A 19,529-nucleotide genomic window follows, 5' to 3' on the forward strand; every position below is an offset into this window, starting at 1 on the left:
GCGGGAGTGTTAGTAATCTTGCCTTGTGTGAAAATATGCAAAAAAGAAAACGCCTGTCCAATCTGGACGGGCGTTTTCAACTTACAGTTAATCCTTTAGAAAATAATTTCCTTGATTTCATACTCGCGGTCAACGGTAAGATCGATAAACCGTTCCCCCGTTTGAATAAGCGGGCGGAAAAATTCGGTTGGATGGGTCATGACGATGGTTCCCACTTCGCCGGATTCGAGTACGGCTTTTTTGCCGATAAAGTTAGGGATCATATGCTTGATAAACGTATGGGTCGTATGCGCATCCAGCTCGTTGAAGCTCATCTTGTACAGCTCCTTCAATACGTAGAACAGATCGCGCTTTTTCTTGTAGACGCGTTCGGAGATCATCGCGCTGTAAATATCAACGACGGCAATAAGCTTGGCTACCGGATGTATCTCGTCGCCACGCAGGCCATGCGGATAACCGCTGCCGTCATTGCGTTCATGATGTTGAAGAGCGCTTAGCGCCATTATTTCCGATTCGTTCTCAAACGATTGTTTGATAATATCATAGCCGTAAAGCGTATGCTTCTTTACTTCCTCAAATTCCTCGTCGGTCAGCTTGGCTGGCTTGTTCAGTATGCTGGAAGGAATTCTGCTCTTGCCGATATCATGGAGATAGCCGGATTTCGAAATTTCAAGCGCTTCCAATTCCGTATAGCCAAGCCATGAGGCCAAGTAATAAGATAACATGCCCACTTGCACGGAATGCTGATACGTATAATCATCAGCCGTATTTAACAGAAGAAGCATGGAGACAACATCGCGCTCCATTTGGAAATTTTTAAGAAGAGGCTGGAAGGCGGCTGCGACTTCGTCCTGCTTGACAACCCCGCCGTCCGTTGCTTTCTGGAACAAATCCTGAAAGCCTTTGACGGCATTCTCATAATCGGGACGCACATTGGGCAGCCATTTGGGATTTACGGTAGTCTCAAGCGTACGATGAACCGGTTGCTCTGTTGTCCGCCGTTCCTCAATGTCAACATAGTCAACTTGATGCTGAAACAGCTTCGCAATATCCTTTTGCGCTAGGACGGTACCCTTGGACAAAACGTGCAGGCCGTATCCGTTAAAGGTGTCCTTAAGCAGGATATCTCCCTCTTTTAAATCTGATATATGCAGCCTCATCGTTGCACCTCTATAGTAAATTATGTACAGAATATATGAAATAATAGTAACAATGAATGAATGTTATGGCAATAAGAGGGATGCGAAAACATGACTATTGTCCTATACGTTTAGCACCACTTCGCGAATTTCCATCCATTAATTGGATAAGGGCTCGATGGGATTCCAAGGGCTGCCCTGCTGATGCCCTTTCCATTCGGAACCGTCCTCCCAAATTTCCTTTTTCCAAATCGGAACGATCTGCTTCAGTCTTTCGATGGCATACCGGCTTGCTTCATAGCAGGCATCCCTATGGGGGGAAGAGACAGCGATAACGACGCTTGTCTCCGCCAGGTCAACAACGCCGATCCGGTGGGAAATCGCCGTTAACGTGCCCGGCCAGCGTTCATTAAGCTCCGCGCCAACCTGTTCCATCGTACGTACGGCCATAGGCGCATACGCTTCGTATTCCAGACGGACCGTGCGCTGCCCATTGGTCCATTCTCGCGTCGTTCCCACAAACGCAATCGCCGCGCCATGTTCGGGCACAATGACTTTAGCTAGCACTTCATCCGAAGTCAGCGGCTGCTTCGTAATCACGTAACGGCCGTCCGCGGATGAGCATTCCGATCCGTCTGCTTCATTCTGCTCCGGCTCTCCGCCCGAGACGGGAGGGAGGACCGCAAGCTCGTCCGATGCTTGAATAACGGCATCGTCGGAAGCATAAGTCTGATTGCAAGCCACAAACGAAATACGCACAAGATCTGCCTGCTCCGGAAAACGGCCGGCGAGCTCCTGCTTGAGGGCTTCTACCGTCATCGAGGGAGTGTCTGTCTCTATTTGAATAACCGGGCTGCCGAATCGGTCGGAAAGCCCGGCGAACAACTGGATTTTCCAAGTATACGCCATGTTATATAACCTCTCATCGCTAAAGGGTGAACTCCGTATTAGCATACCATAATCATGTGAAAAATGTTATTCTAGTAGAAGAGAAAAGGAGTGAGAGGCATGCCCCCATTGTTGGACCGTTTCGGGAGAGAACACGATTATTTGCGTATTTCGGTTACGGATAGATGCAATTTGCGTTGTTTATACTGCATGCCCGAGGAAGGCATGGAATTCGCTGATGCCAGTCATCTGCTCAGCTATGATCATATTGTGGAGGTCGTTCAGACGGCTGCGGAGCTTGGTATTACCAAGCTGCGAATTACTGGCGGCGAACCGCTTGTCCGCCCGGATCTGGCTACTCTGATCCGCAGGTTGAAGGCGATCCCGGGCATTGAGGACATTGCCTTGACGACAAACGGCATGCTGCTCGGCAAATACGCCGAGGCTTTAAAGGCTGCGGGTTTGAACCGCGTCAATATAAGCCTGGATACGCTTGATCCCGCGAGGTTCAAGTTTATTGCCCGCCGCGGCGAGCTGAAACGGGTCATTGAGGGGATTGAGGCAGCCGGCAGGGCTGGCCTTGCTCCGATTAAGCTGAATTGCGTATTGCTCAAAGGAATTAACGAGGACGAAATCGCTTCGTTCCTGAAGCTGGCATACGAGCAGCCGATGCATGTCCGATTTATTGAATATATGCCGATTGGCCATGCGGACGATAATTGGCGCAACCATTATTTGCCGTTGTCGCATGTGCTGGATACGGCACAGCGCGAAGGCTACTCGATTGCAAGACGTACGAACGTAAAAGGAAACGGCCCGTCCGATGATTGGCAGATGGAGGGCGGCAAGGGCTCCTTTGGCCTTATTCATCCGGTCAGCGATCATTTCTGCAAGAGCTGCAACCGGCTTCGCCTGACGGCAGACGGTTCGATGAAACCATGCCTGTATTGGGTGGATGAGCTGAATGTGAAAGCGGCGCTTGGCGATTCTGAAGCGATGCGCGACATTTTCTACAAGGCGATGGATCTGAAGCCTGAAAATCATGAAATGGCGGCTAAGCTGGCGAATGAGGCGTTGTCCCATACGCCAACCGACCGCCGAATGTCTCAAATTGGCGGGTAACGAACCGGAGGAGGCAGGCATGACATTCTCAAATCGATCAATTCTAATTCTGCATAGCAACGATATTCATAGCCGTCTCGAGAATGCAGCAAAAATAATGACTTATATGGAGGAACAGCGTGCCGCCTATGGCAGCGAACGTATTCTCTGCCTGGATATCGGCGATCATATGGACCGCATCCGGCTGGAAACCGAGGGCAGCGACGGCATGGTGAATGTCGAGCTGCTGAATGCGGCCGGCTATGATGCGGTGACGCTTGGCAATAACGAAGGCTTAACGTATTCGAAGGATACTCTTGAGCGTGTATACCGCGAGGCGAAGTTTACGATTCTTGGCGCCAATATGCGCGAGCTTGCTACCGGAAAGCTGCCGGAATGGCTGCTGCCCGGCACGGTTATGGAGAAGAACGGCATCCGGATTGGTCTCATCGCCGCTACGGCCCGTTACACGGACTTCTACGAGCTGCTTGGCTGGGATCTGACTGATCCTCTTGAAGCCATTGGAGGAGAAGTGAGGAGGCTTAGAGAGCAGGTTGACGTGATAGCCGTGATGTCTCACCTTGGGATTAACGTCGATAAGCAGATGGCGGAAAAAATACCGGGCATCGATCTGATCATGGGCGGACATACGCATCATTTGCTCGAGGAGCCGCTTGTTATCGGCGGCACCTCAATCTGCGCCGCCGGGAAATACGGCGAGCAGATCGGACGCGTCGAGCTCGAGCTTGACGAGAGCGCGAAGCGCCCCATTATCCGCGCAGCATGCGTGCCGATGGCCGCCTATGCAGAGCATCCCGCAGCCGCCGCGATTATCGGCGGCTACCGCGAGGCGGGCGAGCGGCGCCTCAGCCGGGTTATCGCCCGGCTGGATGCGCCGCTGCCCGCCCTCCCCGAGCGGGAATCGCCGCTCGGGAACCTGCTGGCCGCCGGCCTGCGCCGCCATGCCGATGCCGAGATCGGCATCGTGAACACGGGGCAGCTGCTAGGCGGCCTGCAGCAGGGCGACGTGACGGAGGGGCAGCTGCATGCCCTCTGTCCGTCGCCGATTAATCCATGCCGCATGCTGCTCAGCGGCGAGAATATCCGGGCAGCGCTGGAAGAGGCGCTGCTGCCTTCCTTCACGGGCATGCCGATCAAAGGCTACGGCTTCCGCGGCGAGGTGCTCGGGACGCTTGCGATTGACGGTATGGAGGTCGAATATGATCCGTCCCTTCCGGAGCTGCATCGAATCGTGTCGATTCATGTTAACGGCGAGCCGCTCTCCGACGAGCGGGAATACGTGGTTGGCTGCATCGATATGTTTACGTTCCATATCGGTTATTTGCCGCTTGGACGGGCGACGGAGGTATCCTACTATCTGCCCGAATTTATCCGGGATCTTCTTGCTGAAGAACTGATGAAAGGGCATGGAATTAGGGCTTGCCACCAAGAAAGATGGAGAATATTGTCGAATTTTTAGTATAAAATGGTTGCCAAGCGCGAATTTATACCTTACATTAACAATACGGCTAGTTTTGACCGAATATAAGAATGTATAAGTCTTTTCTGTTAGTATAGACACCGTTTTGTTAAGGGGAAGGATCAGGAACATGCGCTTGGTACCCATATCGCAATGCCAGCCTGGCATGAGACTTGCCAAAAAGATTTTCTCTGGTGACGGATTAGTCCTCTTGGGAGAAAACATGGAATTAACGAGTCGCCACATTTTCCGTCTGGAACAATATGGTATTCATTATGTGTTTATTAAGGATCCGAAGACGGATGATATCGTTGTTCCGGAAATTATAAGCGAAAATACGATCAGTCTCGCCTTAAAGGAGATCAAGACGAATTTTCGCGCGATGATGGAGCTGCCGAAGCAGAAAAAAGGCGCTACTTACCCGTACATCGCGCAGCCTTTTAAACAGATCATGAATATGATTATCGATGATTTGTCCAATCATAAGGACGCCATGATCATGCTGATGAATATGGGGATTGTCGACGAATATCTCTATCAGCATTCGCTGAATGTCTGCGTATATACGACATTGCTTGGCTCTGCCCACGGATATGCAAGGGATGAATTGATGAAGCTCGGAATGGGCGCATTGCTTCATGATATAGGGAAGACGCAAATTCCGATGGGCGTGCTGAAGAAGCCGGGCTCTTTGACCGATCATGAATTCCAGATGATGCGCAATCACGCCAAAATCGGCTTCGAGCTTCTGAAGGATGAGCCCAATATGCCGCTAATTGTCGCGCATTGCGCTTTCCAGCACCATGAACGGGTTGACGGCAGCGGTTATCCGCGCGGGATTAAAGGGGACGAAATCCATGATTTTGCCAAGTGGATCGGCCTGGTTGATTCCTATGACGCCATGACGACAAACCGCGTATACCGTGCGCCTATGCTGCCTCATCAAGCAATCGAATTGCTGTATGCCGGCACCGGCACCTTATACGAACAGCATATGGTGCAGCTCTTCAGAGACAAGGTGGCTATTTATCCGATTGGGATAACGGTCAAGATCCATACGGGCGAGACCGGAGTTGTCGTCGATTTCAACCATTCGTATCCGCACCGGCCTATTATCCGGCTGCTCTATAACGAAGCGGGGGAAGAGCTGGCTGTGCCTTACGAGGTCGATTTATCGAAGCAACTCAGCACGATGATTGTCAGCGTAAACGGCGAGCAGTCGAATGTAGGTTTAGCCTCGGGAATATAATAGAAGAAAAGGAGGCTGCTCGGCCTCCTTTTTCGTTTTTTATACCTATTTCCATTTGCTTCATTCCCCTTCGAACATTACAATAGTATAAGCTATACCCAATTTAACCATGTAAGTCAGGTGCTGATATTAATGAATACGATAGATTACGCTTTGAAAAACAATACCCTCACGCCATTATCTCCCCTAAATGATCCTTGGGACCCGATCCGATCCTTGCAGCAGCACGGACGCCATACCTTGACCAGTGTCGAGATGACCGTATCCAACCTTTGTAATATGCGCTGCGAGCATTGCGCCGTAGGCGATACGCTTGTGATGTCGGAGCCGGCTAAGCTTCCTCTGGAGCTGATGATCAAACGTCTGGATGAAGTGAAGCATTTGGAGACCATAAGCATTACGGGCGGTGAGCCGTCTTTCTCGGATCGTACCGTGAAGGAGTACATGGTTCCGCTTCTTCAATATGCGAGAAGCCGCGGCATTCATTCGCAGATTAACTCGAATGTCACGTTGCCTTATAGCCGCTATGAGCAGCTCGCTCCTTATCTGGACGTGATGCATATTTCTTTTAACTATACGAATGCGGACGACTTTCACCAGATTGGCTTCGCGAAGGCCGGCCATGCGGTATCCCGCGAAGCCGCTGCCAAGCTGTATGACCGGATGATCGATAATGCCAAGCGGTTAAGCGATGCTGGCGTGCTTGTATCCGCCGAATCGATGATTAACTACCGAACTCATCATCAGATTGAAGAGATTCACCGGTTAATTATCGAGATGGGCTGTCAGCGCCATGAGGTGCATCCGATGTATCCTAGCTCGTTCGCGAAGGATCTTCCGGTCTTATCCAAGGAAGATATGCAACGGGCGATCAGCAGACTGCTCGATACTAGGGACAAGAACGTGTGGATGCTGTTCGGGACCCTGCCGTTCTATCAGTGCAGCGACAATCCGGAGGAGCGGAAGCTCTTGTCGAGACTGGCTGCGGAGCCGAATGTGACGGTGCGCAATGATCCGGACGGCCGTAACCGTCTGAACGTGAATCTTTTTACCGGTGAAGTATTTGTAACCGACTTCTCGGATGTGCCTGCGTTTGGCAACATTAATGATGAGCAGCTGGACCAATTGTTTGATCGCTGGCTTGACCATAAGCTCGCAAAAAGCGTGAACTGCCATTGTCCGGCGGCCGCTTGCTGCGGTCCAAACCTGCTGGTGAAGGACATGTATTACAAGGATGAGGATTTCCACCAGAAGAAAGCCATTCTTTAAGCTTCCGCGCGGAAAAGGGGACATTACTTTCGGAAATGGGCGTATGCTGATAGTGGACGAAGCTCATACGAAAGTCAAAGCCCCGCTTACATAACGGTTCGTAAACTTTTCCAGAGGAAAGGAGGGTATCGTTAAAGTGTCGATTAAAACGTTAGTCATGGTTGCGTTTGGGCTGTTCCTGTTATATCTACTGTTTACGGTTGGGGCGCCGTTCCTGCTTGCGCTGGTTGTCGCTATTTTTCTGGAGCCGCTGACTCAGTTTCTGATTCGCCGGCTTAAAACCAACCGTCTCGTAGCCTCTACGATTTCAAGCAGCTTGTTTACGATTATCCTGATCGGACTTATGGCGCTATTGGGTGTCAAGGTGGTCGCGGAGCTTATCGCTTTTGCGCAGAAAGTACCCAACTATGTTGGGGATGCCAGTACATACGTAACCGATCTGGTCGAGAATGCAAGATCGCTTTATGCGAACTTCTCGCCGGATACCGTAGGTCAAATCGAGAATTGGCTGACCGATATGAGCAAGTCGCTCACAGGTATGGTAGGCTCATTGTCTTCCTCCGTTATTTCTTTTGCTTCCGGGATTCCGAGCATGTTCATTTTCTTTATCGTCTTTCTGGTTGCGGTATACATGTTCGGCTTTAGCCTCAATACGATGAAAGATACGTTCCTGACGCTGTTTGAGGAGAAATCAAGGCCTCAAGTCAATGAAGTACTGGAAAATTTGAAAAAGTCGATCTTTGGCTTCCTTCGCTCGCAAATTATTCTGAGTGCTCTAACTTACATCCTCTCGTTAATCGGTCTGATTATCCTGGATATCAAGTATCCGCTTGCGATTGCCCTTCTTATCGTAATCGTGGATATTATGCCAATCTTGGGTACGGGTACGGTGCTTGTCCCATGGGGCACTTATCTGGTAATCACCGGGGACTTGTATGCCGGGATTGGACTTTACGTTCTGTTCCTGTTCATGACGGTATTCCGCCGCATTGTAGAGCCGAAAATTCTGGGCGATTCGGTAGGCATCGGCTCCTTGTCCGCTTTGATCAGCTTGTACGTTGGTTTTAAGCTGGTTGGCGTAATCGGGGTTTTCCTTGGACCGCTGGTTGTCATTATCTATATGGCAATCCGCAAAGCAGGTTTGTTCAAAATAAATATTAAGCTATAACGCGATCCGGCAGATACTGCCGGATTTTTTTATTTGCGATTACGTATGGAATATTTGATGTTTTTTTCGGTATTCTCCTGGGGTATACGAGGTGTGGCGCTTGAGCAGGCGCGAAAAGTAATTTATATCCTGAAAGCCGCATTGTTCCCCGACTTTAACCAGAGGAAGCTTGGTATGCGCGAGGAGTTTTTTTGCCCGATCGACCTGCAAGTGATGCCTGTACTGCATGGGGCTCATGCCGGAATATTCCTTTAGACAGCGTGCCAAATAGTCGAAATGATAATTTAAATCCAGTTCAATCCGTTTGGAATCGAAAGGAAGTTCGAGCTGGTCTGCCAGGTAGGAAGCCATCATCTCGCCAATTTCGTATGTTCGGGCATTTGGGCTGTTCTCCTGTAGTCCATTCTGTAAGAGAATCAGAAGCTGGCCGAAGAGGATCTCTAATTCGAAAGAGCGCGAAAGAGTCAGCTTGCTGTGCAATTTGATCATTTCTTGCAACAAGGGAACGATTGCCCGCACATTGATGGCTGCAAACTTGGGAATATCGATGATGGCGGGGGGAGGGACGATATCCTGGTCCGTTACCTGCAGCAGGGGCTGCGGGGAGATGGACTTCTCTTTCAGTAGCAAAAGCTCGGGCGACGGGTATTGAAAATGGATCCAATACACTTCCGTTTCCGATTCCGTGGGACGATAGCCGCCGTGTATTTTCCCGGGTTCCAGAAGAAGCATCATCCCTTGTTCAAGCATGTACGGGGTATCGTTCTCTTCCATATATAACGTACCTTTGGTGCAGATAATCAGGTCGTATACCTCGAATTGGCGGCGAGCATGCACAACTCCGCTTTGCCACAGCGTATGCCCGACAGTAGTCAGCAAAGGAAATGGCGGGACGGGCAGTTCAACGACCAGCATGGCATCATCTCCTTCTATTCCATGTAGATATTGTATGATTATTAGTCGTCATTGTCTGATTAATTCAATAAATAAATGAGATACATTAGTAGATATCATACGATATCGAGTGGTTGCTCGCAATAATAAGGAGGATCAAAAAAATGATAAACCCCGAGCTGGTGCAGAGGCAGAAATGGTTTGTTAATCAACGATTCGGCATGTTTATTCACTTCAATAGCGCTACTTTTCAGTTTGCCGATACGGAAATAGAGGATTGGGAATATGCGCACGAGAATCACGACGAGCCTCGCAGATTCCCTTTTGACCCGAAGAGCTGGAATCCGTCAGAATTGGATTGCGCGCAGTGGGCTAAGGCAGCTCAATCAGCAGGTATGAAGTTTGCCGCATTGACAGCGAAGCATCACGAAGGGTTCAGCTTATGGCCGACCCGTTATACGGAGCACAGCGTGAAAAACGCAGCCATTCAGCGTGATGTCGTCAAGGAGTACCTGGATGCTTTCAGGCAGGAAGGCATTGAGGCGGGGCTTTATTTCTATATGCTGGACTTGCACCATCAAATCGGCAGTAAGAAGTGTACGCCAGAGGATAAGCATTTTATCAAAAATCAACTGGAGGAGCTGCTGACAAGCTATGGAGAGATTCCGTTCATCATCATCGATGGGTGGAACGCGCATTGGGGTGGTCCGAATTACGAGGAGCTTCCGTTCGAAGAGATAGATGAATGGGTAAAAGGATTCCAACCGCAATGCTTGCTGATGAATATCAGCTGCGAATCGACATTGGAGCATACGGATATCGTCTTTTACGAGAATGCCGCCGGTCAGGAAATAGAAGATTCCTTCGGCGGGCCGGGTGCAAGCTGCAACATTCTGACCAAAACCTGGTTCTGGAGAAAAACCGATTCCACTATGGAAATGAAAAGTACGGATTGGGTATTGCAAAAGGTTGAGGATGCGAATCGTCACAACGTCACGTTCTTATTAAACGGGGCGCCTAACCAAAAGGGACTCCTCGACAAAAATATTGAAGAGCGTTTTGCAGAAATCGGGATGCGTTTCGTGCAGCTCAAAGAGCTTGATGACGTACCAGCGAACTGGCTGTATCGTGCTGAGACGTCCCCTCGACACTATGGTTGAAATTAGGTGATATTGAGCTGTTTCTTTAATGTATGAAGAGGAACGATAAGGATCCGGCAGCTGCTGCCGGATTTTTTTTTATTGTGATAATGGGGAAAAGCCCTGCCGGCATACAGTTATTAGGAGATGTCTAATTGTCGGGAGGGATATCCGGATGACCACCGAGAGCAATGACCGCGTGGAAAGCAACGCTAGTATGGCTGCTCAAGCTATGAACAGTGTTCCGAATGCAACAAACGTAGCTCATGCAGAGGCAAATGCAGCTAACGCAGAAAATGTTGCGGCTGCAGCAAATAATGCCCCTATGCCAAATATGGCGCCAGTAGAGAACATGGCAATAGGCAAGGAAAATACGGGGTACAAGACCGCGAATAACACAAACCCGCTTAATCAGGTCCATGTGTATGAGCCTTTTATCGGTCCATGCGATCCATGTCCGCCGATGAAACTAAAAACTTATGTCTTACCGCCTAACCTGTTTATTCCGTATCAGCCGCAGGGGCTGCCCCAGTATCCTATCCATGAGGCATTAAGGCGGGGAACGCTCTGGCCGGCATTGTTCAGCTCCTATCAGTCCAGGTATTACTTGTAAAGTAAGAAGTAAGAAGTAAGAAGTATGAATTATCACAAATGGCCTGAGAATGGCCAAATAGGTGACAATTCTTAAGGTTTATGCTTTCGAAGTAAGAATTGCTTCGCAATTCTTTTGAGGAGGTTGATATTCTTGAGCATTGTTCTGGACGAACAATACTACAGCAAGCTGGAAGAGCTTCAGGCGATAAGTTTTGCCTTGGTGGAATTGACCTTATATTTGGATACCCATCCGCATGACGCGCAGGCGATCCAGCAGTTCAATCAGCTTGCGATGCAGCAGCATCAATGCCGGCAGGCGTTCGAAAGCCTATACGGGCCAATGCTTCAATTCGGGAACAGCTTCTCGAATTATCCTTGGCAGTGGTCCCAAAGTCCATGGCCGTGGCAAGTGTAATACCGGATTGAACCTGTATTTTTCACTTGAGAAAGGGGACGTGTCAGACGGATGTGGTTATACGAGAAGAAGCTGCAATACCCCGTAAGGGTAAGCAAATGTGATCCTAGGATGGCCAGATACTTAATTGAGCAATACGGTGGGGCAGATGGCGAATTATCCGCTGCGCTGCGATATTTGAATCAACGGTATTCGATTCCGGATAAAGTCATAGGGCTATTAACGGATATAGGCACGGAAGAGTTTGCCCATTTGGAAATGATTGCTACGATGGTGTATAAATTAACAAAAGATGCAACGCCAAGACAATTGGATGAAGCGGGGCTAGGAGAGAACTTTGTCAACCATGATAATGGAATGATGTATGTGAATGCTTCGGGTGTTCCGTGGACCGCAGCTTATATCCAGGCGAAAGGAGATCCAATCGCAGATCTGTATGAGGATATTGCCGCCGAGGAGAAGGCACGCGCCACCTACCAATGGCTGATCGATATGACCGATGATGTGGATTTACAGGATGGCTTAAAGTTTCTTCGTGAACGAGAGATTGTCCATTCGTTGAGGTTTAGAGAAGCGGTTGAGATGATTAAGTCTGATTGGGGCACGAAGAAAGTTTTTAAGGTATAAGGTTGGAAATTAACCAAGGATTTGTTTAAAAGCAGCCGATATCGGCTGCTTTTTTGTTACGCTATTCCAGCTAATAGCACTTATGTATATGCTAGAACCATACACCAAGCACCTTGTTGAAAACACATTAAAAGCTATTCCATCGTAGCATGGACCCGAAAATTTACGATTAACTTAGGATAATATTTGTCTCTCCAGTTGTGCAGATCATCATATGGAATCCGCGTACGAAAGAGTTGGCCGAAGCCGAAAATATCCGTCTTGTTTATCTGGGTTTGTTTGAACATTTCATTAAAACGCTTCTCGATTCGTTTTTCAAGCTCATCTTTTACTCGGCTATTCGATACCCCTTCATCTCTTTCTAAAATGCTTATTTTTATAAATAAATCGCTTGTCACCTGGGGAATATGATTTGTTATTGAAGGTTTGTTTTTTAAGTAGCTGTTTACAACAAGGATGGTGGCAAATCCTAGGCTTTCGGTATTCCTAATGGATCAATATCTTCTCCAAAAGCATCCAACGGTCCCTGAATGGGGCTTTCATTTCGAGGCTCGTCTATGTTTCTTCTGAGACTTTGAGGAAATGGTTGCATAATCGCATTTCGTTCGTTCTCCGATATAACGACGAGCTTACCGTCCAAAACAGCTTTTATTAGTTCGCCTGCATCCACGTCAAGCTGTTCACCGAGGTTTTGCAACAGTTCTTGGATGAACATAAAGTATTGCAAGGGATTTATGATGAAGTGCCAAAGGAATTATTATCTTTACTTGAAGACGATGCAATTGAAAAAGACAATGTGACTTTTTGTATTTGGCGTAAAAACAGTGATACTAACTGGCACAAGGGAAACGTTGAGATTCCAAAAGGTGAAAGTGATGGTTCTGATTTTTTAGTGGGTTGTATATTCCATACTCCAGAGGATTTTATAGAATTTGCAATAGATTATTTTGAATTATCGCCATCAATAGATGTTGTTTCAAAAATTTACGATGATTTCCCCATAACGGAAGAGATGATCAATATCTTAAATCCCGACTGTGATGTAATGGAGGTTCTTCAAGAATTAGAGTTATTACGCTTAAGGAGTTAGTGAAGATAAAATGATCGAACTCCTAACGGAGAACTATAGTTCAAAACAATTAAGCTGCAGAAGATCTGAGGATCCGCTGCAGCTTTTTCGAAGAAAAGGATTGCTGGTTAATTTATATGGTTTACTCCATACAATTAAAACTATTTACGGATATTTTGAAACCATATTGTGTTAAAATAATTGGAAATTCAAATGTTAAAATTAGTGAAGTTTTGATGGAGGGAAAAGTCCGATGGAAACACTAATTAAACAAGCCAGTTTAGAAGAAATTCAAATCGTTCACGATGTAATGGGAAAAGCATTTGAGGAGTATCGGGGGATGTTAACCCCTCCATCTGGAGCACTTTCAGAAACTATTAATGACATTGTTAAGAAAATATCTAATAACGGGGGAGCAATTATTGCCCAAGTAGAAGGGATTCCCGTCGGGTCAGCACAGTATTTATTTCAAGATAATTATGTATACATAGGGAGGGTTTCTGTTCTCCCCTCTCACCGTGGATTGGGCATTGGGAAAATGATGGTAAGGTACATTGAAACTCACGCTAGGAATGAGGGTGTGAATGAATCTAGATTGGAAGTACGTTTATCTATACCGAGTAATGTAGCTTTTTACAAGAAATTAAATTATGAAATTATAGAGAAGCATGCGTATCCAGCTGAGACAGATTATTGGTACGTAATGAAAAACTCATTTGTATGTTAGTTCATTCGTTAAGCTATCGGGATATGTTGGAATATATATAGCTTATTGAGCTCCCTCGGGAGACGATAGTTCGATCAAAAAGAGCTGCAGTAGATCTGAAGATCTGCTGCAGCTTTTTGTTGAAGTAAAGGGCAGCATTATTTAAGATTAATCGCGCTGAGCCGTACCATACTCCAGCTAGTGGGTCATTATATTCAAGTAGAATTACAGTCTGCTGAATGCAATGGTCACCCCATATCTGACTTAGAACAATCGGATTTCTAGTAATGAATGTAGCTCTTGTTCTGGGAAAAGGACAAGTGCTACATCCATTATCGATTAGAGACAAGATTATTTCCATTATTGTAAAGGGATGTAATTGTAAAGCTTGTCCCAACTTGGTGTGGCCATGTTCGCTCTATTCTTTAAATCGGAAAAAGCCTGGTACAACATATCCATTTCGTTGGAAGACACTGCCTTATCGCTTAGCGTGGTTCTGCCGATGGGGGTTGCTAATATAATCTTCAACACGAAAAAAAACAACTTGCGATATTTTCGGACTAAATGATGTTGATTCGCGGGCGTAATTGTGTAACCGTTTTTTCTCAACACTTGATGGCCTTCATCTATTGCGTCAATGACGTAGTTAAGCAGCCGTTTGTCCTTGGCGGCTTTGCGCAGATTCCCATTATACGAGACGGCAATGCGATTCAAAGGCAAAATCATAACAAAGTGGCTTTTCAGCCATTCATCCATATTTGTAAAGGTGATTGTTTTATACCTTGTGTTCTTTAAAGCTTGGTCAATGACCGATCGCCAATTAAGTTGCTCTCCCAAGCCACCGAAAGCCAAAGTTACCTTTGGGCCGCGCAAGCAGGTTACCCGACCGTTCTCTCTCCATCCGGCAAGCGACTGAAAAGCAAAGACAACCTTTTTCTCTACAGGGCTATTGGATTGCAAATAATGCCTCATTTCAATGGGACTTGCATTATTACCCATAATAACAATGTGTTTGCTTCGATTCGCTGCAAGGGCTGGAAGGACTGCCTCGAAATCCGGATATTTCATCACTACGAAGATTAGATCATAAACATCCTCCGGCTGTAATTCACGAATCACGTTTACTTTATCGACTGTTGTTCGGAGCTGTAAATAATGGCGGATCACATTGCCGTTCTGCTGCAACTCATCCGCGCGCCGCCCTCTTGCTAACATTGTGACTTCGTTTCCATTGTGAACTAATTCGTGAGCTAAATAACTTCCCAATACACCTGCTCCGTAGACCAGTATTCTCATGGTATACCTCCATATTGATTGTTTCGGAAATAAAAAATTTTTAAATATGTGATGGTTGTATTAAAAAACTTTTGAATTGATTTTATCTCCGACCAGAATGTTTCGTCAATGTTTTTTAATTTAAATCCTTTGAATTTAAAAACCTTTCAAAATGTGCTACATTGATTTATGCGGGATGGAGGAATGTTTAATGAATAAATTCGAAATAAGGACTCAAAAAAAGAAGACGGCAGTTGTTCATGCCGCGTTAAAGCTTTTTAAAGAAAAAGGATTCGTTCAAGTAAGCATAAAGGATATTGCCGCTGAGTCCGGCGTGTCATCTGTATCGCTATATAACTATTTCGAAAACAAAGAAGGGATTGTCAAGGAATGCGCGAACGTTTTGATGCAAAATACCCTTCATATGGCCGAAGAGATCATGAATCAAGACATCGATTTCAAGGATAAAATCATTCAAGTCATGGATGTTTGCGCCGATCAGGACTATCAATTGCTTGGTTCGCCTGGCGCCGTAGAGGACCATGTGTTATCGAGTCTATATAGTGAAAATACGAATAAAATTAGAATTCAAATGCTTCAAGAGCTTATTGAACTTGCGAAAGAGGAAGGAGCTATTCACTCTTCCGTTTCTCTGGAGACTGTTCTTGAATTGTTAAACGCGATTGGGATCATTCAATTATCTTGGGCAAAATCAGGAAACTATAAAGAAAAGATGGCTGAGATGAACCGTCTGTTGTTATTCGGGTTGATTGGTAATGGTTAATGTTCGATTAAATATAAAGTGCCTGGCCGATTGCGTTCAGTGGGTATGTGTTGGATTTGTGGGAGTGCAACGTCATGGAAAAGACGGAGTGCAATTCGATTTCGCTCTATAGATGATATGCTGAACCGTATCACAGTTAATCATTACGCTAGACGGGGAACATTAGTTGAATTAAATCGTTTACCTTGTTCACTCTAAGGGGAGTTAACTATAAGTAGTTGTACAAACTGGAAGGATTTACAATTAACAAGAAACTGTGCTAAAATACATTTAATTCATTTTGAACGGAGGGTTGCGTGTGGCAAACTAATTTTTCGATCTAACATCGCACAAGAAGAAGGGTACTTTAGTACTTTGGGTTATTTTGTGTGCATTAGTAATCGAAGAATGGTCTGCCTACATGGCTCCCAATTTAAATGATCGTTAATATTCCTATTTGATGATCCATTTCGTCAATATCATTTATCAGTATTTTGACGTGTATTTGGTTAGTCAAAAAGGTATATATTTCGCGATCAAACCATTCTTTGTCGATTACTTGAACACATGTCCCCGGCATGTGTTTTTTTATTTTACACAATGAGGAGTGATGCTCGAAATGAGCGAACAACTTTTTAAGGTAAACGGAATCGAACTTTGCGCTGAAAGCTTTGGTAACTCAGAACACCCAGTCATATTACTGAGCATGGGTGCTCAAGCTTCCATGGTTTGGTGGGAAAAAGACTTCTGCCAGCGTTTAGCCGACAAAGGACACTTTATCATTCGATACGATAATCGTGATGTCGGTCGGTCTGCCATCTACGAACCCGGAAATCCCCAATACACCTTTGAAGATATGGCTGATGATGCAATCCATATCCTCAATCATTTTGGAATAGAAAAAGCTCATATGGTAGGTATGTCCATGGGTGGCATGCTAACCCAGATTCTCGCGTTGCGACATCCGGAAAGAGTGCTGACCGTTTCTCTTTTCTCTACATCAAATTTCGCCCCAGACCTTCCACCGATGGAAGAGAAGGTGTTGGATTACTTCTCTAATGCGGCAGCGACGGATTGGACGAATGAAGCATCAGTCATTGCTTTTACGGTTGGAAAATGGAAGGTTCTCGCAGGCTCGAAGCATCCGTTTAATGAGAAGAGAGTCTATGATCTGGCTGAAGAAGAGATCAGAAGAAGCCGTAATATGGCTAGCATGAACAATCACGGATTGGTGACGGGGGGAGAATCCTATTTGGCACGAACAGGCGATATTGATGTCCCCGCTCTGGTTATTCACGGTACAGAGGATCCTATAATACCTTATGAGCACGGAGTCGCTCTTGCCCGCACTATTCCCGGGTCGGTATTGCTAACCTTAGAGGGGACAGGACATGAACTTCAACATGCAGACTGGGATACCATCATAGACGCGATTTCTAACCATACCACTAGTCGTACCCGTTAATGAAGGAAGAAACATTACCCTACAAACACCTGCTGGTGAAAAGTAAAAAACCATCATAGTAACTACCATACAGTGTGAACCGGCTTATTGGCCGGCTGAATGAAAGGTTGGACTTTTTTAAATTGGTCAACTTATATTAATGATAGTATTTCGATATGCTTCACAAAGCATTCTCGATCTCGTGCAAGAGTATTCCAAAACTATTCACAAGATAGTGGCATATGGTAAAGAGAGGCTTGACCTCATGATTAAAAATGAATGGCTAGAAGAAGTTCCTCATACGCCTGATCGCAAAGGACTAGCAAGCATAGGAACTTAATTATACGGGCGAACTATAGTTCAACAACAAAAAGCAACCGGCGCATTACGTATTGCTTTTTTTGTTAAGACAAAGGGCAGGAAAGAAAACACGAAGGCAGCTGACATGAGGCCAGCTGCCATTTTCATGAAAGAGTAACGGTATTCACGACTAGAAATTTAATGTCTTCCGATTCTAAGAGGTTAACAATTGGTTTCCAAAATACACCGCTACTTTCCATCGCTACATGCGTGCAGCCATGGTCTTTAATCCAGTCTATTAATTGCAATAAAAAGACCAGAAGGCATTGAATTTTGATACATATACATATATAGATTTTTTAGTATTGCTTATTAAGTATTTCTATCGATTGAGGTATTGTGATATAACTTATGGAATGCTAGCATAAGCTTAATAACATATAATTCCTATGAAAAAAGTGTGCTTTTCGAAGTGGCGCGAAGTTGTTCGGCGGTTGAATGAGGAGGACTTGGCCAAGACGGAGTCAACTTAAAGGACGTGACGGTCTCGAACCCGCTGATCGCCCGCGGGTTCGCCGCCCATGTGCAACATCACCTCGGCCAAATCGCTCGTATACCGAGGCGGGGCAAGGCTCGAGTTGCTCCGTTTAACTTATCCATCCCGATCAATAGCCGACTATTCAATAGAAAGCAGGTGGATCTCATGGCACAAAAACAAGTGCTCGTTCGCGAAGCGACGGCGGAAGACCTCGACGCGGTCCGGGACGTGCTGCTGGACGCCTACGGGCAATACGCGAATACGTTATCCGAAGAACGCTGGGAGCAATATAAAGAAAACATCGTCGCCGCCGCGAGCGCCGGGGCAACAAAAAACCGGCTCGTCGCAGAATTAGACGGCCGTATCGTCGGCAGTGTGTTCCTGTTCGAATCGTCGGAGCAAGCGTACGGTTACGTCGGCATCCACACGCCGATTATCCGTCTGCTCGCCGTCTCACAGGAAGCCCGCGGCCATGGCGTCGCGACGCAGCTCATCCGCGAGAGCGCCGTAATCGCGCTCGCGTCCGGCGCCGAGCTTCTTCATTTGCACACGTCCGACATGATGGATTCTGCGGTTCGTCTATACGAGCGTCTCGGCTTCGAACGGGCGAAGGAGTTCGACGTGAATAACGGGGAGACGCTCGTCAAAAGCTATCGGCTTCGCCTACGGGAATCAGCGATATTGAACGCACGCTAAACAAGCGAGGATACGAGGAGGAGAGTTCCGCGTCCCGACAAAAAACAACTCAAGTTCGTGGAGCGTGTGGGCATGCAGAAAAGCAAAAATCATTACGAGGAACATTAGTTGAACTATCCAGGGAGCAGACTGCCGGCGCAGCTGCTTCCTTTTTTTATTAAGCGAAAGGGCAGATTTGCACAACAATTGATTGTATTTTTCGTCCTTATTTATGGGAGATGTATGAAGGGGGGGTATGCGTGAGAATTGTAATGTTTGTTGTTTTGTTAATTTGCTTCATTATGACAGGATGCAAGAAAGAAGATTTAAAAATTACGTCAGAGCAGATTAAAGCTTCTTTCGAGTCGAAAAATATTCAGTTATCAGAACCACAAGAATTAAGTCCAGAGAATGTATTTATTCGGACTTTGAATAATGTTACACCTGAATTTTTTGCAATAAATGTAAATCAGCTAATTAGCTTTTATGTCTATTCTTCCCACCAAGAAGCTGAAAAAGGGCTAAAGGATTTCGAAGAGAGTGCAGCAGCAACTGATATGGTAAGGCATAGCGAATACCAAGTAGCGAATGTTATATTATTTTACGAATACGCAGGTTCTGCAAAGGATGAACGGGTTGAAGGAATAATGAAGGGATTGCAGGTTACGAAGTAATCTACATTCACTCCTTGTCATTATCTATCGGGGAACGTTTGTTCATAACACAGCGCAGGGAGGCTGCCGGCAATTTCGGCAGCCTTTCGCTCTCCTACGGGCAGCAGAATAGTTGAAGATTA

Annotated in this window: 22 protein-coding genes and 1 pseudogene; 16 read left to right on the forward strand and 7 right to left on the reverse strand. The window is 46.3% G+C overall.

What is annotated here, in order from left to right:
• Positions 1 to 95 precede the first annotated feature (95 nt).
• A complete protein-coding gene (locus CFI03_RS24560; protein WP_116394327.1) occupies positions 96 to 1,160 on the reverse strand; it encodes an HD-GYP domain-containing protein in 1,065 nt (354 codons plus the stop codon).
• A gap of 138 nt (positions 1,161 to 1,298) precedes the next feature.
• Complete coding sequence (locus CFI03_RS24565) at positions 1,299 to 2,048, reverse strand: molybdenum cofactor biosynthesis protein (protein WP_116394328.1); 750 nt, start codon at positions 2,046 to 2,048, stop codon at positions 1,299 to 1,301.
• 99 nt (positions 2,049 to 2,147) lie between these two features.
• Here CFI03_RS24565 and moaA point away from each other — a divergent pair, with 99 nt between their 5' ends.
• From moaA to ytvI, 5 genes are all read left to right on the forward strand, one after another.
• Entirely contained in the window at positions 2,148 to 3,149 is a 1,002-nt protein-coding gene (gene moaA, locus CFI03_RS24570; protein WP_116394329.1) for a GTP 3',8-cyclase MoaA, read from the forward strand.
• Positions 3,150 to 3,168: 19 nt separating this feature from the next.
• Entirely contained in the window at positions 3,169 to 4,608 is a 1,440-nt protein-coding gene (locus CFI03_RS24575; protein WP_116394330.1) for a bifunctional metallophosphatase/5'-nucleotidase, read from the forward strand.
• A gap of 130 nt (positions 4,609 to 4,738) precedes the next feature.
• Positions 4,739 to 5,857: an HD-GYP domain-containing protein gene (locus tag CFI03_RS24580; protein WP_116394331.1), complete on the forward strand. Its 1,119-nt coding sequence runs from the start codon at positions 4,739 to 4,741 to the stop codon at positions 5,855 to 5,857.
• A 132-nt stretch (positions 5,858 to 5,989) separates the two neighbouring features.
• Positions 5,990 to 7,126 (forward strand): radical SAM/CxCxxxxC motif protein YfkAB, encoded by a 1,137-nt coding sequence (gene yfkAB / locus CFI03_RS24585; RefSeq protein ID WP_116394332.1) that lies wholly within the window; start codon positions 5,990 to 5,992, stop codon positions 7,124 to 7,126.
• A 136-nt stretch (positions 7,127 to 7,262) separates the two neighbouring features.
• On the forward strand, positions 7,263 to 8,294 hold the full coding sequence (gene ytvI, locus CFI03_RS24590) for a sporulation integral membrane protein YtvI (protein ID WP_116394333.1): 1,032 nt from the start codon (positions 7,263 to 7,265) through the stop codon (positions 8,292 to 8,294).
• 39 nt (positions 8,295 to 8,333) lie between these two features.
• Here the strand turns inward: ytvI and CFI03_RS24595 are convergent, their stop codons facing one another.
• On the reverse strand, positions 8,334 to 9,209 hold the full coding sequence (locus CFI03_RS24595) for a helix-turn-helix transcriptional regulator (RefSeq protein ID WP_116394334.1): 876 nt from the start codon (positions 9,207 to 9,209) through the stop codon (positions 8,334 to 8,336).
• 143 nt (positions 9,210 to 9,352) lie between these two features.
• Between CFI03_RS24595 and CFI03_RS24600 the strand changes: the two genes are divergently transcribed.
• From CFI03_RS24600 to CFI03_RS24615, 4 genes are all read left to right on the forward strand, one after another.
• The gene (locus tag CFI03_RS24600; protein ID WP_116394335.1) at positions 9,353 to 10,348 is read left to right on the forward strand and encodes an alpha-L-fucosidase; all 996 of its coding nucleotides are present in this window, start codon (positions 9,353 to 9,355) and stop codon (positions 10,346 to 10,348) included.
• Between the two features lie 442 nt (positions 10,349 to 10,790).
• On the forward strand, positions 10,791 to 10,940 hold the full coding sequence (locus CFI03_RS24605; RefSeq protein ID WP_248760604.1) for a spore coat associated protein CotJA: 150 nt from the start codon (positions 10,791 to 10,793) through the stop codon (positions 10,938 to 10,940).
• Between the two features lie 132 nt (positions 10,941 to 11,072).
• A complete protein-coding gene (locus CFI03_RS24610) occupies positions 11,073 to 11,336 on the forward strand; it encodes a spore coat protein CotJB (RefSeq protein WP_116394336.1) in 264 nt (87 codons plus the stop codon).
• 51 nt (positions 11,337 to 11,387) lie between these two features.
• Positions 11,388 to 11,963: a manganese catalase family protein gene (locus tag CFI03_RS24615; RefSeq protein ID WP_116394337.1), complete on the forward strand. Its 576-nt coding sequence runs from the start codon at positions 11,388 to 11,390 to the stop codon at positions 11,961 to 11,963.
• A 134-nt stretch (positions 11,964 to 12,097) separates the two neighbouring features.
• On the opposite strand, the gene CFI03_RS31460 is transcribed toward CFI03_RS24615, so the two are convergent.
• Positions 12,098 to 12,454, reverse strand: a complete 357-nt coding sequence (locus CFI03_RS31460; RefSeq protein WP_116394338.1) for a Ger(x)C family spore germination C-terminal domain-containing protein — start codon at positions 12,452 to 12,454, stop codon at positions 12,098 to 12,100.
• Positions 12,433 to 12,678: a spore germination protein gene (locus CFI03_RS31465; RefSeq protein WP_481857711.1), complete on the reverse strand. Its 246-nt coding sequence runs from the start codon at positions 12,676 to 12,678 to the stop codon at positions 12,433 to 12,435. The genes CFI03_RS31460 and CFI03_RS31465 overlap by 22 nt, the downstream gene beginning before the upstream one ends.
• On the opposite strand from CFI03_RS31465, the gene CFI03_RS24620 reads away from it, so the two are divergent.
• The gene (locus CFI03_RS24620; RefSeq protein ID WP_162862784.1) at positions 12,667 to 13,053 is read left to right on the forward strand and encodes a dimerization/docking domain-containing protein; all 387 of its coding nucleotides are present in this window, start codon (positions 12,667 to 12,669) and stop codon (positions 13,051 to 13,053) included. The genes CFI03_RS31465 and CFI03_RS24620 overlap by 12 nt on opposite strands.
• Before the next feature lie 232 nt (positions 13,054 to 13,285).
• Positions 13,286 to 13,759, forward strand: coding sequence for a GNAT family N-acetyltransferase (locus CFI03_RS24625; RefSeq protein WP_116394341.1), 474 nt, complete (start codon positions 13,286 to 13,288; stop codon positions 13,757 to 13,759).
• A gap of 339 nt (positions 13,760 to 14,098) precedes the next feature.
• Here the strand turns inward: CFI03_RS24625 and CFI03_RS24630 are convergent, their stop codons facing one another.
• The gene (locus CFI03_RS24630; protein WP_116394342.1) at positions 14,099 to 15,034 is read right to left on the reverse strand and encodes a ketopantoate reductase family protein; all 936 of its coding nucleotides are present in this window, start codon (positions 15,032 to 15,034) and stop codon (positions 14,099 to 14,101) included.
• A gap of 190 nt (positions 15,035 to 15,224) precedes the next feature.
• Here CFI03_RS24630 and CFI03_RS24635 point away from each other — a divergent pair, with 190 nt between their 5' ends.
• The 3 genes from CFI03_RS24635 to CFI03_RS31470 all read left to right on the forward strand — a co-directional run bounded on the left by CFI03_RS24635 (position 15,225) and on the right by CFI03_RS31470 (position 17,560).
• Complete coding sequence (locus CFI03_RS24635) at positions 15,225 to 15,797, forward strand: TetR/AcrR family transcriptional regulator (protein WP_116394343.1); 573 nt, start codon at positions 15,225 to 15,227, stop codon at positions 15,795 to 15,797.
• Positions 15,798 to 16,395: 598 nt separating this feature from the next.
• Positions 16,396 to 17,241, forward strand: a complete 846-nt coding sequence (gene mle / locus CFI03_RS24640) for an alpha/beta fold macrolide esterase (protein WP_116394344.1) — start codon at positions 16,396 to 16,398, stop codon at positions 17,239 to 17,241.
• A gap of 139 nt (positions 17,242 to 17,380) precedes the next feature.
• A complete protein-coding gene (locus CFI03_RS31470) occupies positions 17,381 to 17,560 on the forward strand; it encodes a DUF3231 family protein (protein ID WP_116394345.1) in 180 nt (59 codons plus the stop codon).
• Between the two features lie 142 nt (positions 17,561 to 17,702).
• Here CFI03_RS31470 and CFI03_RS24645 read toward each other — a convergent pair.
• A pseudogene (locus tag CFI03_RS24645) lies at positions 17,703 to 17,831 on the reverse strand (IS110 family RNA-guided transposase); the annotation flags it as partial.
• Positions 17,832 to 18,223: 392 nt separating this feature from the next.
• Here CFI03_RS24645 and CFI03_RS24650 point away from each other — a divergent pair.
• On the forward strand, positions 18,224 to 18,754 hold the full coding sequence (locus CFI03_RS24650) for a GNAT family N-acetyltransferase (RefSeq protein WP_116394346.1): 531 nt from the start codon (positions 18,224 to 18,226) through the stop codon (positions 18,752 to 18,754).
• A 239-nt stretch (positions 18,755 to 18,993) separates the two neighbouring features.
• On the forward strand, positions 18,994 to 19,407 hold the full coding sequence (locus tag CFI03_RS24655; RefSeq protein WP_248760571.1) for a hypothetical protein: 414 nt from the start codon (positions 18,994 to 18,996) through the stop codon (positions 19,405 to 19,407).
• Positions 19,408 to 19,529 lie beyond the last annotated feature (122 nt).

Origin of the sequence: Paenibacillus sp. ATY16 (assembly GCF_003399985.2) — a bacterium.
Taxonomy (GTDB): domain Bacteria; phylum Bacillota; class Bacilli; order Paenibacillales; family Paenibacillaceae; genus Pristimantibacillus; species Pristimantibacillus glycanilyticus.

Bases quoted from the DNA above. Each gene is read 5' to 3' on its own strand.
- CFI03_RS24580 (WP_116394331.1), top strand. From the start codon at position 4,739: ATGCGCTTGGTACCCATATCGCAATGCCAGCCTGGCATGAGACTTGCC.
- mle (WP_116394344.1), top strand. From the start codon at position 16,396: ATGAGCGAACAACTTTTTAAGGTAAACGGAATCGAACTTTGCGCTGAA.
- CFI03_RS24560 (WP_116394327.1), bottom strand. From the start codon at position 1,160: ATGAGGCTGCATATATCAGATTTAAAAGAGGGAGATATCCTGCTTAAG.
- CFI03_RS24595 (WP_116394334.1), bottom strand. From the start codon at position 9,209: ATGCTGGTCGTTGAACTGCCCGTCCCGCCATTTCCTTTGCTGACTACT.
- CFI03_RS24630 (WP_116394342.1), bottom strand. From the start codon at position 15,034: ATGAGAATACTGGTCTACGGAGCAGGTGTATTGGGAAGTTATTTAGCT.
- CFI03_RS24625 (WP_116394341.1), top strand. From the start codon at position 13,286: ATGGAAACACTAATTAAACAAGCCAGTTTAGAAGAAATTCAAATCGTT.
- CFI03_RS24575 (WP_116394330.1), top strand. From the start codon at position 3,169: ATGACATTCTCAAATCGATCAATTCTAATTCTGCATAGCAACGATATT.
- yfkAB (WP_116394332.1), top strand. From the start codon at position 5,990: ATGAATACGATAGATTACGCTTTGAAAAACAATACCCTCACGCCATTA.
- CFI03_RS24615 (WP_116394337.1), top strand. From the start codon at position 11,388: ATGTGGTTATACGAGAAGAAGCTGCAATACCCCGTAAGGGTAAGCAAA.
- CFI03_RS24605 (WP_248760604.1), top strand. From the start codon at position 10,791: ATGAAACTAAAAACTTATGTCTTACCGCCTAACCTGTTTATTCCGTAT.
- CFI03_RS24600 (WP_116394335.1), top strand. From the start codon at position 9,353: ATGATAAACCCCGAGCTGGTGCAGAGGCAGAAATGGTTTGTTAATCAA.
- CFI03_RS24650 (WP_116394346.1), top strand. From the start codon at position 18,224: ATGGCACAAAAACAAGTGCTCGTTCGCGAAGCGACGGCGGAAGACCTC.
- moaA (WP_116394329.1), top strand. From the start codon at position 2,148: ATGCCCCCATTGTTGGACCGTTTCGGGAGAGAACACGATTATTTGCGT.
- CFI03_RS31465 (WP_481857711.1), bottom strand. From the start codon at position 12,678: ATGTTCATCCAAGAACTGTTGCAAAACCTCGGTGAACAGCTTGACGTG.
- CFI03_RS24565 (WP_116394328.1), bottom strand. From the start codon at position 2,048: ATGGCGTATACTTGGAAAATCCAGTTGTTCGCCGGGCTTTCCGACCGA.
- CFI03_RS24635 (WP_116394343.1), top strand. From the start codon at position 15,225: ATGAATAAATTCGAAATAAGGACTCAAAAAAAGAAGACGGCAGTTGTT.
- CFI03_RS31470 (WP_116394345.1), top strand. From the start codon at position 17,381: ATGATAGTATTTCGATATGCTTCACAAAGCATTCTCGATCTCGTGCAA.